We start from the raw sequence: 14569 nt of genomic DNA, 5'->3' as shown, positions 1-14569 counted from the left end.
GCAACAGGTTCCGCTTCGCCAGCGTCAGGGCCTGATACCCGCTTCCTCCTCCATCAGGGCCTTGAGAACGAGCCCGAAGAAGCCTCCTTCATCACCAACATACCGCCAGCCAAGATGGGAGGAACACCCGGCACACTGAACCGCCTGCCAGCGATGGCCCGGGAACTAGGTGAACTCGTCGGTCTCCGGCCCTGCGGGCAGCAGGTTTTTCGCCGACGCGAAACAGCCCAGTTCGAACACCAGCCCGTAGGGATTGAAAAAGACGTGCCGGTGGCTGCCGTTCACCTCCATGGCGAAGTCCCGCCGGGTGATCCGGCTCCGGCACGCCCGGCAGACCAGCACCCCGCCGGTTTCGGCTTCCACGGCCTCAGCGCTTTCGCCGGGCCGCTCGTCCGGGGACTCAGGCCCGCCCGGGGGCGGCGTTTCGCGATCCGGCTCCCCGCGCAGCGCGCGAACCGTTTTCTTGCAGCGTTGGATCATAAGAGCCTCCGGCCAAACCATACGCTACCGGCTCCCTTAGGTCGAGGGCGGGGCGACATGTCCCGACAGGAGGACAAGACGGCCGGGGTTGACCGCTTTCGCGGGCGTCCGTACATCTTGAGCATGACCAGTCCAGCCGAATCCCCCCACCTGCGGCTGTGCGACGCCTGCTGCGACAACTCCGGCACGGCCAAAGAGATGATGAAGACAGGCGGCTGCACCTGCGACATCTGCGGCTGGGCCTGCAAATGCTGCGGCGGCGACGGCAGGCAGTTCGTCAACAAGGTCCTGGTGCGCACCATTCCCGACGAAGGATGGGCCTACCTCCAATGGCGGAACCAGCGCAGCCTCGTCCCCCTGGATTGGGAAAAGCTCTTCCTCCACGGCAGGCGCGAGGAGAGCGGCGAATGAAGCCGCTTCACGCCGCGAGCAGCCTGCCTGAACCGTCGCCGGACTAAGCGGGGAGCGCGGACCGGATCAGGGAAACCGCCACACCCCACATGGTCAGGCAAACCGCCCCGTCCAGGATGCGCCACGATACGTCACGGGAAAACAGGGGAGCCAGAACCCGCCCGCCCGTACCACGCCAGGAACGCGGCTCCTCCCCATGCCGCAATGCGCCCCAACGTCGGATTCGACGCCACGGCCGCGCCCACGCCCGTCACGCCCAGCCCGATGAGCAGCCCGTCGCACAGGATGCACAACGCCGCCACCGCCAGATGGTGATTGCGCCGCACTCCCTGCGTCAGCACGAACGCGTTCTGCGCGCCTATGGCCACGATCAACCCGCCGCCCATGGCGTATCCCTGTATGAATGGCGTCATTTCCGTTTGCTCCCGGCCCCCATCCCCATATCTTTGCCGAGCTTTTCCCGTCGCTGCGAGAGAAGAGGGCGATTGTTGTCGGCACGGTTGTAGGCGGGCAGGACGGATTGTGTAAAACTAATTGTTTTCAACAGTCATTAATATTGCTAATAATATTGGATGTTGGATTACAAGTTGGTCGAGGCCTTCGCGGCCGTTATCAGCGAAGGCGGGTTCGAAAAGGGTGCGCGAATGCTGCACCTTACTCAGGGAGCCGTGTCCCAACGGGTCAAGCTGTTGGAGGAACAGGCCGGATGCGTGCTGCTCGTGCGCTCCTCGCCGCCGCGGCCCACCGAGGCGGGCCGGGACATGCTCAGGCATTACCGGCAGGTCCGGCGGCTCGAAGAAGACCTGTCCGCAGGAGCGGGCCGAAACCGTGAGGGATTCGACACCCTGGCCGTGGGCGTCAACGCCGATTCCCTGGCGACATGGTTTTTCCCCGCCGTAAATTCCTATCTCGACGCCGAACCGGTGCTCCTCGACCTGTCCGTGGACGACCAGGCCGAGACCCTCAAGCTCCTCAAGGCGGGAGAGGTCATCGGCTGCGTCTCCGACCGAGCCGATCCGGTCCAGGGGTGCCGCGTGGAATATCTCGGCGACATGGACTACCGTTTGTACGGCTCTGCGTCATACAAAATGAAATGGTACCCTGACGGCCTTACATTGCGGGCTGCCGAAAGGGCTCCGATCCTCGTTTTCAACCGCAAGGACATCATGCATGAGGCATTGCTGGCCGAAGCCCTGGGCGAGCGTCCCGCCCTGCGCGCGCCCTTCTATCTGCCGTCGTCCGAAAAATTTCCCGAGGCCGTGGCTTCAGGCAGGGTGTCCGGAATGCTTCCGGACCAGCAGGCCGACCCCGGCCTCAAACGGGGCGAGCTCGTGGATCTGCTGCCCGGCCGCATCTTCACCGTCCGGCTGCACTGGCATTGCTGGAACCTGGAATCCGCGCGCCTGACCGGGTTCACCGACGCCTTGGTCCGCGCCGCGCGCTCCCTGCTCGTCCAACGTCCATAGGTTTGCCCAACCCGGACCTTTATTGTATGCACCGCTTACTACACGTCGAATCCAAGGAGTCCTATATGAAACGGCTTGTCCTGGTCCTGTCCGCCCTCACCCTTTTCGCCGCCTACGGCTGCTCGAAAACCTACTACTCCGCCATGGAGTCCATGGGTTACGACAAACGCGAAATCCTGTCCGACCGGGTGGAAAACGCCCGCGAATCCCAGAAGGACGCCAAGGAGCAATTCGCCTCCGCGCTGGAGCAGTTCCGGTCCGTGGTCGCCTTTGACGGCGGGCAGCTTCAGGAGGTCTACGACAGGCTCAACGGCGAATACGAGGATTGCAAGGACGAAGCCGAACGGGTCAAGTCCCGCATCGACTCCGTGGAGGATGTGGCCGAAGCCCTGTTCGACGAGTGGAACAAGGAAATCCAACTCTACTCCAGCGCCAAGCTGCGCCGCTCCAGCCAGCAGAAGCTCACCGCCACCAAGAAGCGGTACAACGGCCTCATCAAGGCCATGCGCAACGCGGAAAAGAAGATGTATCCCGTGCTGGAGGCCTTCGAGGACCAGGTCCTCTACCTCAAGCACAATCTCAACGCCAAGGCCGTGGCCTCCCTCGAAGGCGAACTGACCTCCATCCGCACCGACGTGGACGCCCTCATCAAGGAAATGGACAAGTCCATCGCCGAGGCCGACGCCTTCATCAAAACGCTGGAATAACCGGCGCGAAGTCGAACGACGAAGGGCCGACGGCGCAAACCGTCGGCCCTTTTTTCATGTGGCTGGGAAACTCTTCGCTCCTACTCCCGGGGACGGATCATCCTTTCGGGAACCACCACACGATCGAACTCCTCGGCCGTCACCAAGCCGAGTTCCAGGGCGGCGTGGCGCAGGCTTTGCCCCGTCTTGTGGGCGTGGTGGGCGATTTGGGCGGCCTTGTCGTAACCGATCACCGGAGTCAGGGCCGTGACCAGCATGAGCGAGTGGGAAACATGCGCCGCGATCCGCTCGCGGTCGGGCGCAAGCCCGGCCAGCAGGTGGTCCGTAAAGCTGCGCGCACCGTCGCTCAACAACCGCACGGAATGCAGCACATTGCGGATGATAAGCGGCTTGTAGGCGTTCATTTCCAAGGAACCGGACGTTCCGCCGAGGGTCACGGCCAGATCGTTGGCCATGACCTGCATGGAGACCATGGTCAGGGCCTCGCACTGGGTGGGATTGACCTTGCCCGGCATGATGGACGATCCCGGCTCGTTGGCCGGTATGACCAGCTCGCCCAATCCGGCGCGCGGCCCGCAGGAGAGCAGCCGGATGTCGGCCGCGATCCTGTTCAGGGAGTTGGCCAGGGTCTTCAACGCCGCCGACAGGTGCACCAGCGCGTCATGGCTGCCCTGCGCCGCAAAGCGGTTGCCTGCCGGGACGAAGGGCAACCCGGTCAGGTCCGCGATGCGTCCCACCGCCGCCTCGGCGAAGCCGGGCCAACTGTTCACCCCGGTGCCCACGGCAGTGCCGCCCAGGGCCAGTTCGTACACGCCGCCAAGGGCGTCTTCGATCCTTTTTTTATTGTCCTCCAGAAGCGAGGCGTATCCCGAAAATTCCTGCCCCAAGGTCAGGGGCGTGGCGTCCTGCATATGTGTGCGGCCGATCTTGACGATCGAGGCCCACTCTTCGGCCTTGGCTGAAAGCTCGCCGCGCATGGCCTGTACGGATGGGATGAGTTTTTCGACAATTCCTGTTGCGGCAGCCATATACATGACTGACGGAAAGTTATCGTTAGTCGACTGGCTCAGGTTGACGTGGTCATTCGGATGAACCGGCTCCTTGGAGCCCAGGGGCTTGCCCGCCAGTTGCGAACAGCGGTTGGCGATGACCTCGTTCACGTTCATGTTAAACTGGGTGCCGCTGCCCGAAATCCACACCGGCAGCGGAAACATGTCCGCGTGCAGCCCGGCGAGGATTTCATCACAGACGGTCACGATCAGGTCCCGCCGTTCCGGGGACAGCTTCCCGGCCTCCCCATTGGCCAGGGCGCACGCTTTTTTCAGGATGGCGTAGGCCCGGATCATCTCCCGGGGCATCAATTCGCCGTCGATGGTGAACAGGGTAAGCGCACGTTGCGTCTGCGCTCCCCACAACGCTTCCTCCGGCACCCGTACTTCGCCGAGACTGTCCGTTTCGATTCGGAACATGCGACCTCCCAAGTCTGCTTTCAGGCCATCCTAGCTCATGCGGACACCCCCCTCAACCAAAGTGTCGAACATGACGGCGTTTCTTTTCCCCGACCGCCCGGCACATTCGACCAAAACGCCCACCTCGCCCACCTGCCGAAGGCACCCCAAAAGTTTAGGAAAGGTGAGGAGATAGGGGGTCCGGGGGGAAGAGGAGAGGGAAAGCCCTTTTCAAAGGGTTTCCCTCTCCTCTTCCCCCCGGCCGCCGGAGGCCAACAACAAAGCCCTCCGCGTGAACGCGGAGGGCTTTGTTGTTGGGGTGCCATTCGGCGTTAAACGAACTTCCGGCGGAGAATGCCGCAAAGATAGTCGATGATGGTCACGGAAACGATGACCATGATCATCATGGTGCACACTTCGCGATAGAGGTATCCGTTGATCTTGTCGAACATCAGGAAGCCGATGCCGCCCGCGCCCACGAAGCCGAGGATGGTGGCCGAGCGGACGTTGGATTCGAAACGCAGCAGGGTGTAGCTGACCACAAGGGGCATGACCTGCGGGATGACCGAGAAGGCCATGATCTGAGCGGGCCCCGCGCCGGAGGCGGTGACGGCCTCGACCTGGCCGGGTTCGATCTGCTCGATGGCCTCGGAAAAGACCTTGCCCAGGATGCCGAAGGTGTGGATGGCCAGGGCCAGCACGCCCGCATACGGTCCGAGGCCGATGACGGCCACGAAGATGAGGGCCATGACGAATTCGTTGAAGCCGCGGCAGAAATCGAGCACGCGCCGCGCCCCGAACTGGCCAAACCAGCGGATGGCCCGCTGCACGGTCCCGTCGCCCTGTACCATCAGTTCCAGGGTATTCTTGGCCGCGAACATGGCCATGGGGATGGCCGCGATAAAGGCGATGAGCGTCCCCCATATGGCGATGGCCACGGTCTCGATGAGCGCCTTGGAGTATTCCACGAGATGGGGCCAGGCGGTTTCGGGCGGGAAATACCCCCCTTCCCTTTCGTCGCTGATGCGGTCGTATTCGCTCTGGACGATCCGTTCATGCTCCTCGGAGCTCATTTCCGCCATGCGGGCGTCGGCGCGTTTCTGGGCCTCGCGCTGCATGGTCACGGGATTCAATTCGCGTCCGGAGGCGGAGTATTCCGCCTTGACCTTCTGATACGCCTCCTCGAAGGCTATGATGGCGGGCAGACGTTCGGCCTGATCCATGGCCGCCTGCTTGTCCGCGTCGTTGAGCTGCCTGCCGAAGAGATACTCGAAGGCGTTCTGGCGTTTGGCGTACAACTTGAACGGATCGATGTCCGTGGAGATGTACGAGGAAACCAGGACCGCGAGGACGATGGTTATCAAGCCCCCCAGGGCGAGCTTCTGGAGGAAGCTCTTCCTGGGGGTGACCTGATCGAGTGTCAGTTCATGACTCATCGTTACTACTTCTTCTTGGCCAGTTCGGCCTTGAGGCGCTTGAGGTAACGGATCATGTCGTAATCCTTGTCGGAGGTGTGGCGGTAGCCGCCGTTCTGGAGAATTTCCAGAGCCTCGTGGTCATCGTTGATCTTGAGCAGGGAACCGGCGATGGCGACCTTCAGGCTCTCCGGCAAGTCCTTGCGCACGGCGATGGGGGCGCCGGGAATCATGTCGGACTTCTTGATGGTGTTGAAGTCGTCCAGGGAGGCGGAGCCCTTCTCGATCATGCGGTCGAGGTCGATGTTGTTGGTGGCGGCGACCTCAATGGAACCGTTCTTGACGGCCAGGATGGACGCGCCGTGGGAGCCGGAGAAACGGACCTGGGAGAAGTACTTCTCGGGGTCGATCTTCATGTCGCGGGCGAAGATGACGTTGGGCACCAGGTAGCCGGAGGTGGAGTTGGGATCGGTGAAGGCGAAGGTCTTGCCCTTGGCCTTTTCCATGGAGTCGATGCCGGAATCCTTGCGGGTGATGATGACGCCGGTGTAGCCGGGCTGGCCGTCCTTGTTCAGCTCCATGACCACGGCTTCGGCGTTGGCCTTCTCAGCGGCCTCCACGTAGCTCTTGGGGCCGTAGTAGGCCAGGTCGATGTGGCTGTTGGCCATGGCGGTGATGATGCCGTTGTAATCGGAGGCGGTGAAGATTTCGACCTTGACGCCGAGATCCTTTTCCAACTGGCGGGCGATGGGCTTGGCGCGCTTGGCGGAGTCGGCCGCTCCCTCGGTGGGGATGAAGCCGAGCTTCAGGGTGGCGGGCCATTCCTTGGGTCCGGCATTGGCCATACCGGGCAGGGCCACGGTCAGTACCAGGGCCGCCATCATCAGCGCTTTGGTCAGTTTCGAAAGCATTCGGGAATCTCCTGTGATTGTTGTGGTTGACGCAGTTCTTGCCGATCGGCGGCCGGGTCGCTGCCGTATAATCAGGCGGCGGAAAGCTCTTCCAGAGCTTCCTCAGCCTTATCACCATAGATGCGCGACACGGTCTCGGCGTCGAGATCGCGGGCCGTGCCGTCAAAAATCAATTCGCCCTTGGACATGCCCAGGATGCGCTTGCCGTAACGCTGGGCGAAGTCGATGTGATGCAGGTTCACGAGCACGGGAATGCCCTTTTCCTCGTGAATCTTCGCCAGGATCTGCATGACCGTCTCGGAGCTGCGCGGGTCGAGCGAGGCGATGGGCTCGTCGGCCAGGAAGACCTCCGGCTCCTGGGCCAGGGCGCGGGCGATGGCCACGCGCTGCTGCTGGCCGCCGGACAGGGCGTCGGCCCGACGGAACGCCAGGTCGCCGATGCCCACCTGCTGGAGGCAATCGAAAGCGAATTCCCGTTCGGCCTTGGAAAACTGACGGGCCATGGACAGACACCGCTTCACCGGGTGGGAGTTGAAGCGCAGGCGGCCGACCAGCACGTTCTCCAGCACGGTCAGACGCCGCACCAGATTGAACTGCTGGAAGATCATGCCCACGCGGCGGCGCACCTGCCGGAGCTGTCCGCCGTTGACCCGGGTGATGTCCTCGCCGAACAGGGAGATGGACCCGCTGGAGGGCCGGACCAGGCGGTTCATGCAGCGGAGCAGGGTGGACTTTCCGGCCCCGGACAGGCCGATGATGACGCAAAAGTCGCCGGAATTGATGGTCACGGACACGTCTTTGAGGGCCTCGGTGCCGTTGGGGTACACCTTGCACAGCCCATTGACGCCAAGGGCTTCGCGTTGCGCTCGTTTACGAAGATTTATCGATTTCATGGGAGCCTCCCGACTCGGTCTTTATCGTGTTTGTGGGGAGGCGGCCGGTCCGAAAACGGCGGCTTTCCTCACCATGGAGGGTCTACACGACCCCTGCAACAGGGGTATTGTGACCGCGTGACGTTTTGAAGGAATCGCCGCTTCCCCCCGTAACAATCAGGCCGCGTTTTTCGCTGTTATTTCAACGCGTCCGGAACATCCTGCGGACCACGTCCGTAACACTGCGGGCACGCCTTCGATCTCCCGCACCCGGACCAGGTCCGCGCGCAACCCGCAGCCGATGCGGCCCCGGTCGCCGAGCCCCACGGCATCGGCCGGATTGGCGCTTATCATGGCCACGGCGTCGGGCAGGGAGAAACCCAGCCGCTCGCGCAGGGCGAAGGCCCCGCCCACGAGACTGCCCGGCACGTAGTCCGAGGAAAGGATGTCCAGCAGCCCCTCCCCGGCCAGATCGCGAGCCGAAACATTGCCCGAATGGGACGCGCCCCTGACAAGGTTGGGCCCGCCCATGACGATGGAGATGCCCGCGTCCCGCGCCAGACGCGCGGCTTCGGCGGTGGTCGGAAATTCGGAAATGGCGATGCCCTCGGCCATGGCCTGCCGGACGTGCTCGGGCAGGGTATCGTCGTGGCTGGCCATGGGAATGCCCCGCTCCCGGCAGAGGGAGACGATGCGCGCGCGGTTCAGCTCGGCGCACGATTCCTGGGTGGCGATCATCCGCCTGGATACCTCGTCGAACTCCTCGTCGCTCCAGCTCATGTTGCGGTAGTAGGACCGGTACTTTTCGGTGTCCGTGAACTGCCGCTGGCCCGGAGTATGGTCCATGAGCGAAACGAGCATGAGCATGGGGTCGTCGATGTGCGGCAGAAGCAGGTCCACCACCTTGGGGTCGGAAAATTCGCAGCGCAGGTGCAGGCGATGATCCGCCTTGAGCACCCCGGTGCCCCGCGCCCGCTGGAGCGCCCGGATGGACATATCCATGATCTTCGAGCGTTGGGGACCGTCGTGGTATTCGCCGAGGGACACGGCGTCGAGCACCGTGGTGATGCCCGCGCCCGCCATGGTGTTGTCGTGGGCCAGCACCGAGGCCAGCGGATCGGGCCAGAACACGCCCGGACGGGGTTCCAGCTCCTGTTCCAGGTTGTCGGTGTGCAGCTCCACGAAGCCGGGCAGGAGATAATCGTTCTCCAGGTCAACGGCATTGGCCACGGAGCACGGGCCGAAGTCGATGGATTCGATAACCCCGCCCGCGATTTTCACCGAGCCGGAGACGATCTCGTCGCGCAGGACGATACGGGCGTTCTTGATGATGCGGTCCATGTTATGCGGCCTCCTTGAAGCTGCGCATTTCGAACAGTCTGTCGGCCACAAGGTCGCGCACTTCCTCGTCGTGGAAGATGCCGACCACGGCGGTTCCCCGGGCCTTGGCCTCGTTTATCAACTGAACCACCACCCGCCGGTTCTCGGAATCGAGGGAGGCGGTCGGCTCGTCGAGGAGCAGGACCGGATATTCCACGCTGAAGCCCCGCGCTATGTTCACCCGCTGCTGTTCGCCGCCCGAGAAGGTCGCCGGGGGCAGGGACCACAGGGCGGAAGGGATGTTCAGCCGCTTCAGCAGGAAGGCGGCCCTGTCGCGGGCGGCGACGGGATCGCCGGTCAGGGTCAACAGGGGTTCGGCCACCACGTCCAGGGCGGACACGCGCGGCACCACCCGCAGGAACTGGCTGACGTAGCCCATGGTCCTGCTGCGGATGTCCAGCACCTGCCGGGGCGTGGCGGTGACGATATCGACCATCCCGCCGTCGTGGCGGATGCGCACGGACCCCGCCTGGGGCCGGTAGTTGCCGTAGAGCGAGCAGATGAGCGAGGACTTGCCAGCGCCCGAAGACCCGGCCAGGGCCACGCACTCGCCCGCGTTCACATCGAGATCGAGCTTGGAAAAGACCGGGATGACGGTGCCGCCCTGCGTGTGCAGGGTGAAGGTCTTGTCCAGGCTGCGAACGGAAATCATGGTCGTCATGACTGCTCCTAGGCCTGCAGGATCGAAGAGACCAGCAGTTGGGTGTAGGGGTGTTGGGGATCGTCCAGGACCTGGTCGGTCAGACCGGTCTCGACCACTTCGCCGCGCTGCATGACCATCAGCCGGTGGGCCAGAAGCCGCGCCACGGCCAGGTCGTGGGTGACGATGACGACCGACAGCCCGAGCCGGGAAACCAGGTTGCGCAGCAGGTCGAGAAGACGCGCCTGGACCGACACGTCGAGGCCGCCCGTGGGTTCGTCCATGAAGACCATCCTCGGCGAGGTGATGAGGTTGCAGGCGATCTGGAGACGCTGCTGCATTCCGCCGGAAAAGGTCTTGGGGAAATCGTCGATGCGCCCGGCGTCTATCTCCACCTCGGCCAGCCACTTGAGGGCCTCGGCCCGGATGTTGCCGTAGTGGCGCGCGCCCACGGACATGAGCCGCTCGCCCAGGTTGGCCCCGGCGGTCACGCCGAGCCTGAGCCCGTCGCGCGGATTCTGGTGGACCACGCCCAGCTCGGTGCGCAACAGCTTGCGCCGGATCGGTTCCGCGCAGCCGTGCACGTCGATGTCGCCGAACTCCCGCGAGGCGTACCCCACGGTCCCGGAGGTGGGTTCGAGCCTGCCGGACAGGCAGGCGAGCAAGGTTGACTTGCCCGAGCCGGATTCGCCCACGATGCCCATGACCTCGCCGGGCCAGAGGTCGAAGGAGATGTCGCGGCAGCCTATCATCTCGCCGTATTTCTTGGTGATGCCGCGTACGCGGATCATGGGTTGCGGACAGGCGTTCATGCGTTCCTCCCGTTGTTTCCGGACGGAGCGCCCGTGAGTTCCGCCAAGTCCTCGCGGCCGGCCATGGGGCCGAGATGGCCCTGGCTGCGGCGGGTGGCGCAATAGTCTGTGTCCGAGCAGACGAACATGCGCTCGCCCGCGTCGTCGAGGATGACCTCGTCCAGATAGCTGTCTTCGGCCCCGCACAGGGCGCAGCACCCGTCCCAGGTCTCCACGGTGAACGGGAAGTCCTCGAAATCCAGGCTCTTGACCTCGGTGTAGGGAGGAATGGCGTATATGCGCTTCTCGCGTCCCGCGCCGAAGACGTGCAGGGCCGGGGAGTTGTCCAGCTTGGGGTTGTCGAACTTGGGGATGGGCGACGGGCTCATGATGTACCGCCCGTTGACCTTGACCGGATACATGAAGTTGGTGGCGATGCGCCCGTGGCGGGCGATGTCCTCGTAGAGCTGGACGTGCATGACCCCGTATTCCTCAAGGGCGTGCATCTTGCGGGTCTCGGTCTCGCGCGGCTCCACCCAGCGCAACGGCTCGGGGATAGGCACCTGGTAGACCATGATCTGGCCCTCGGCGAGCGGCGTCTCGGGGATGCGATGGCGGGTCTGGATGACCGTGGCCTCGCCGGTCCTCTCCGTGGTCTCCACTCCGGTGACCTTGGCGAAGAACTTGCGGATGGAGACCGCGTTGGTGGTGTCGTCCGCGCCCTGGTCGATGACCTTGAAGACATCGTCGGGACCGAGGATGGAGGCGGACAACTGGATGCCGCCCGTGCCCCAGCCGTAGGGCATGGGCATCTCGCGTCCCGCAAAGGGCACCTGGTAGCCGGGGATGGCCACGGCCTTGAGGATGGCCCTGCGGATCATCCGCTTGGTCTGCTCGTTCAGATATCCGTAATTGTAGCCCGCCTCGGTGGAGGCGGGAGCCTGGGCGACGGTCATGCGGCCTCCCCGGTCTCGGCCTTGGACTCGGCCCGTTTGAGAATTTCGGCCCGCATGGCCCGGACCATCACCAGGTCGGCCTGGAAGTCCACGTAATGCGGGAGCTTGAGGTGCTGGACAAAGCCCTGCGCCTCCACGTTGTCGCTGTGGTAGAGGACGAACTCCTCGTCCTGCGAGGGAGCGACGATGTCCTCGCCCAGCTCGCGCGCCTGGAGCGAGCGGTCCACCAGGGACATGGCCATGACCTTGCGCTCGTTATAGCCGAAGGACAGGCCGTACCCGCGCGTGAACCGGGGCAGCTCGTCCTTGGAGCCCTTGAAGCTGGTGACCATTTCGCATTCGGACACAGTGATGTCGCCGATCTCCACTTCGAAGCCGAGCTCGTCCGGGCAGATGGACACCGCCACCTCGCCCATGCGGATTTCACCCGCGAACGGGTGGTTGTCGCCGAATCCGCGCTGGCTCGAATAGCCGAGCGCCAACAGGAAGCCCTCGTCGCCGCGCGCCAGGTTCTGCAACCGCACGTCGCGGGAAGCCGGGAAAGTCATGGGGTCCTTGGTGATGTCGCCCACGGGCTTGGTCCCGTCCTCCGTGGGCCGGTCCACCAGCCCTTCGTCGGCCAGGAGATCCATGACCCGCGACAGGGGCGTCTCCTCGTCGTTGTCCGCGGCCTCTTGGGCGGCGGCTTCGGGCGGGGTTCCGGCGGCCAGGGAGAAGTCCAGGAGCCGGTGGGTGTAGTCGAAGGTCGGTCCGAGCACCTGGCCTCCGGGAACATCCTTGAAGGTAGCCGAGATGCGGCGGCGGACTTCCATGGACGCGGTGTCCACGGGCAGGGAATCATACAGCCTCGGCAGGGTCGTCCGGTAGGCCCGCAGGAGAAAGATCGCCTCCACCAGGTCGCCGCGCGCCTGTTTCACGGCCAGGGCCGCCAGCCACGGATCGTAGAGCGACCCCTCGCTCATGACCCGGTCCACGGCCAGACTCATTTGTTGAAGAATCTGCTCCACAGTCAGTTCCGGGACGGACGCATCCCCCCGGCGCTCCTCGGCCATGAGCCGATGGGCGTTGTCGATGGCCTTTTCGCCACCCTTGACGGCTACGTACACCTTACATCCCCACCTGGATCGTCCTCGGAAGCGAGACGATCTCCGTTTGCGTTGCCAGAATCACGTCGTACCCCAGCGGGAAACGCCGGGCGTTCCGTTGCAGGGACCGCCAGAAATCGGGGTTGAGCCCGTCCACGTGCAGCCGGGTCTCGCCCTGGATGCCGGGTCCGCTCAACGGAATGCCTCGGCCGACATTCATGGATTTGACCTGGATGATGAGAGTGGCCGAGCGGTCCGGGTATTCGAGGTCCCCGGGATGAAACTGCTCGAGATCCGGCAGATCCTGCCCGTCGAGAACCAGGCCGAAGGCCGCGCCCGCGGGCTTGGGCGTGACGGCGCAGCCGCAGTGGAAGCGCAGGTATGTCTGGATATCCAGGGGGGCGGACGGCCCCATCCACAGGGGCGTGTCCATGTCCACCAGGGCCAGGCAGACCGCGGCCGCGGCCGGATGCAGCCCCTTGGGCGGCTTGGGCCAATTGCCGAGCACGGTGACCGTGCCGGGCCGAGACATTGTCAGCAGTATGGCCCGGAAAATTCGCTGGTTTTCAAGGGCCGGGTCGCGCGGCTCCCTGGCCGCGTCAATGGCGTGTCCTTGCATGGGTACTCCCTAGTCTTCGCCGCGAACCATGGTGAAGAAGTTCACCCTGGTGGCTGCGGTTTTGGCTGCCCGCTCCCGGCGTCCCTCAGCGAGGGCGTCGGCCAGCGGGTCGATAACGGCCCGGCGCAGGGCGGGGCCCGATTCCGGGTCCTGAAGCAGCGCGTCGAACAACGCCGCCAATTCGGCGTGCCGCCGGTCGCGTCCGGCCACGTACCCGTGGCCCACGCTGCCGTCCTCAAGACGGACCGAACAGCGGCACATGGTCATTTCGCCGAGGTTGAACCGTTCACCCCCGGCTTCGGCCCTGGCCCGGACCATGGTCATGCCCACCTCGGGCGGGCGCAGATATTCGTATCGGGGCTCCGGTTCGAGCCGCGCGAAAGCGGCTTCCAGGCCCTCTGTTCCTGTCCGGGCGAGAACCCCCATCCAATCCTTTCTGGCTCTGGTTATCCGGTCCATGGGGGTCTTCATGTCACTGTCGGGTTTCATTTCTGTGAAATCCTCTCTGGTTGTCTAGACAACCGGCCGGGCCTGTGCTCTGCCGGGAAAAAAACGATTCGAGGTGCGTCCATGCTCACGCGCGGAAAAGGGGTCGCCCTGTGGCGGCAAATCCATGAGAAGCTGAAGTCGGCGATCTCCACCGGCCGCTTCGGACCGGGAGATCGGCTGCCCTCCGAGAGCAGCCTGTCCGGGGAGTTCGGCGTCAACCGCCACACCATCCGGCGCGCCCTGTCCGTGCTTGAGGGGGACGGGCTGATCCGCGTGGAGCAGGGACGCGGCTCCTTCGTGCGCGAGCCGGTCATCCACTACCCGGTCAGCCGCCGGACGCGGTTCAGCGAGAACCTCTCCCGCCAACGGCGCGCGCCTGGCAACATCCTGCTCCAGGCCGTGGACACGGAAGCGGACGCGCAGGTGGCCGAAGCGCTCGGCATCGAGCCGGGCGAGGTGGTCACCCGCATCACCAGCGCGGGCGAGGCGGATGGAAGGCGCATCAGCTACTCCACGGCCTTCTTCCCTCGCGCCCTGTTCCCGGGCATGGTCCGCATCTACCGGGAGCTGCAATCCGTCACCCGGACGCTGGAGCACTTCGGCGTCGCCGACTACTCCCGCAAACGGACCAAAATCATCGCGCGAATGCCCACGACCGAGGAGGCCCGCGAGCTGCGCCAGCCCAAAAGCCGCCCGGTGCTCGTCACCGAAGGCGTCAACGTGGACGAGTCCGGCGTACCCGTGGAATTCGGGGTCTGCCTGTTCGCCAGCGATTGGGTGCAGATTCTGGTTGAACCGTGATACGATCATGTCCGTGTCCGGGGCTTGTCCGGCCCGGAATTCGGGCCGCGTTCGGCCTCCTGGTAGGACAAGGGCGGGTGCGGCACACTAGACAAGTC

The 14569-nt window shown here is 64.3% G+C and carries 16 protein-coding genes and 1 pseudogene; 4 read left to right on the top strand and 13 right to left on the bottom strand.

The annotated features are described in order from the left end of the window. Positions 1-165 precede the first annotated feature (165 nt). A complete protein-coding gene (locus tag PSN43_RS00455; protein WP_272698741.1) occupies positions 166-480 on the bottom strand; it encodes a cereblon family protein in 315 nt (104 codons plus the stop codon). A gap of 123 nt (positions 481-603) precedes the next feature. On the opposite strand from PSN43_RS00455, the gene PSN43_RS00450 reads away from it, so the two are divergent. Next, positions 604-891, top strand: coding sequence for a hypothetical protein (locus PSN43_RS00450; protein WP_272698740.1), 288 nt, complete (start codon positions 604-606; stop codon positions 889-891). A gap of 43 nt (positions 892-934) precedes the next feature. Here the strand turns inward: PSN43_RS00450 and PSN43_RS00445 are convergent. Next, positions 935-1304 (bottom strand): annotated as a pseudogene (locus PSN43_RS00445) (LysE/ArgO family amino acid transporter). 159 nt (positions 1305-1463) lie between these two features. Between PSN43_RS00445 and PSN43_RS00440 the strand changes: the two are divergent. After that, positions 1464-2357 carry a LysR family transcriptional regulator ArgP gene (locus tag PSN43_RS00440; RefSeq protein ID WP_272698739.1) on the top strand — a complete coding sequence of 298 codons (894 nt, stop codon included), beginning with the start codon at positions 1464-1466 and terminating at the stop codon, positions 2355-2357. A gap of 65 nt (positions 2358-2422) precedes the next feature. Beyond that, a complete protein-coding gene (locus PSN43_RS00435; RefSeq protein ID WP_272698738.1) occupies positions 2423-3064 on the top strand; it encodes a DUF2959 domain-containing protein in 642 nt (213 codons plus the stop codon). Positions 3065-3144: 80 nt separating this feature from the next. Here PSN43_RS00435 and fumC read toward each other — a convergent pair whose 3' ends face one another. The 11 genes from fumC to phnG all read right to left on the bottom strand — a co-directional run bounded on the left by fumC (position 3145) and on the right by phnG (position 13670). Then, positions 3145-4533, bottom strand: coding sequence for a class II fumarate hydratase (gene fumC, locus PSN43_RS00430; RefSeq protein ID WP_272698737.1), 1389 nt, complete (start codon positions 4531-4533; stop codon positions 3145-3147). A 311-nt stretch (positions 4534-4844) separates the two neighbouring features. After that, positions 4845-5948: a phosphonate ABC transporter, permease protein PhnE gene (phnE, locus tag PSN43_RS00425; RefSeq protein ID WP_272698736.1), complete on the bottom strand. Its 1104-nt coding sequence runs from the start codon at positions 5946-5948 to the stop codon at positions 4845-4847. Between the two features lie 5 nt (positions 5949-5953). Continuing rightward, a complete protein-coding gene (gene phnD, locus PSN43_RS00420) occupies positions 5954-6838 on the bottom strand; it encodes a phosphonate ABC transporter substrate-binding protein (protein ID WP_272698735.1) in 885 nt (294 codons plus the stop codon). A gap of 71 nt (positions 6839-6909) precedes the next feature. Further along, positions 6910-7731 (bottom strand): phosphonate ABC transporter ATP-binding protein, encoded by an 822-nt coding sequence (phnC, locus tag PSN43_RS00415; RefSeq protein ID WP_272698734.1) that lies wholly within the window; start codon positions 7729-7731, stop codon positions 6910-6912. A 156-nt stretch (positions 7732-7887) separates the two neighbouring features. Further along, on the bottom strand, positions 7888-9051 hold the full coding sequence (locus tag PSN43_RS00410) for an alpha-D-ribose 1-methylphosphonate 5-triphosphate diphosphatase (protein WP_272698733.1): 1164 nt from the start codon (positions 9049-9051) through the stop codon (positions 7888-7890). A 1-nt stretch (position 9052) separates the two neighbouring features. After that, positions 9053-9751, bottom strand: coding sequence for a phosphonate C-P lyase system protein PhnL (gene phnL / locus PSN43_RS00405; RefSeq protein ID WP_272698732.1), 699 nt, complete (start codon positions 9749-9751; stop codon positions 9053-9055). Between the two features lie 8 nt (positions 9752-9759). After that, positions 9760-10542, bottom strand: a complete 783-nt coding sequence (gene phnK, locus PSN43_RS00400; protein ID WP_336314019.1) for a phosphonate C-P lyase system protein PhnK — start codon at positions 10540-10542, stop codon at positions 9760-9762. Further along, the gene (locus PSN43_RS00395; protein WP_272698731.1) at positions 10539-11477 is read right to left on the bottom strand and encodes an alpha-D-ribose 1-methylphosphonate 5-phosphate C-P-lyase PhnJ; all 939 of its coding nucleotides are present in this window, start codon (positions 11475-11477) and stop codon (positions 10539-10541) included. Before PSN43_RS00395 ends, phnK begins: the two co-directional genes overlap by 4 nt. Continuing rightward, positions 11474-12583, bottom strand: coding sequence for a carbon-phosphorus lyase complex subunit PhnI (locus tag PSN43_RS00390; protein ID WP_272698730.1), 1110 nt, complete (start codon positions 12581-12583; stop codon positions 11474-11476). The genes PSN43_RS00395 and PSN43_RS00390 overlap by 4 nt, the downstream gene beginning before the upstream one ends. Position 12584: 1 nt before the next feature. After that, complete coding sequence (phnH, locus tag PSN43_RS00385; protein WP_272698729.1) at positions 12585-13181, bottom strand: phosphonate C-P lyase system protein PhnH; 597 nt, start codon at positions 13179-13181, stop codon at positions 12585-12587. A 9-nt stretch (positions 13182-13190) separates the two neighbouring features. Next, complete coding sequence (phnG, locus tag PSN43_RS00380) at positions 13191-13670, bottom strand: phosphonate C-P lyase system protein PhnG (RefSeq protein ID WP_272698728.1); 480 nt, start codon at positions 13668-13670, stop codon at positions 13191-13193. Positions 13671-13751: 81 nt separating this feature from the next. Between phnG and phnF the strand changes: the two genes are divergently transcribed. After that, positions 13752-14471: a phosphonate metabolism transcriptional regulator PhnF gene (phnF, locus tag PSN43_RS00375; RefSeq protein ID WP_272698727.1), complete on the top strand. Its 720-nt coding sequence runs from the start codon at positions 13752-13754 to the stop codon at positions 14469-14471. Positions 14472-14569: the final 98 nt, after the last annotated feature.

The organism is Desulfovibrio sp. Fe33 (assembly GCF_028532725.1).
Taxonomy (GTDB): domain Bacteria; phylum Desulfobacterota; class Desulfovibrionia; order Desulfovibrionales; family Desulfovibrionaceae; genus Pseudodesulfovibrio.
This window is presented reverse-complemented; position numbering and strand designations above follow the sequence as displayed.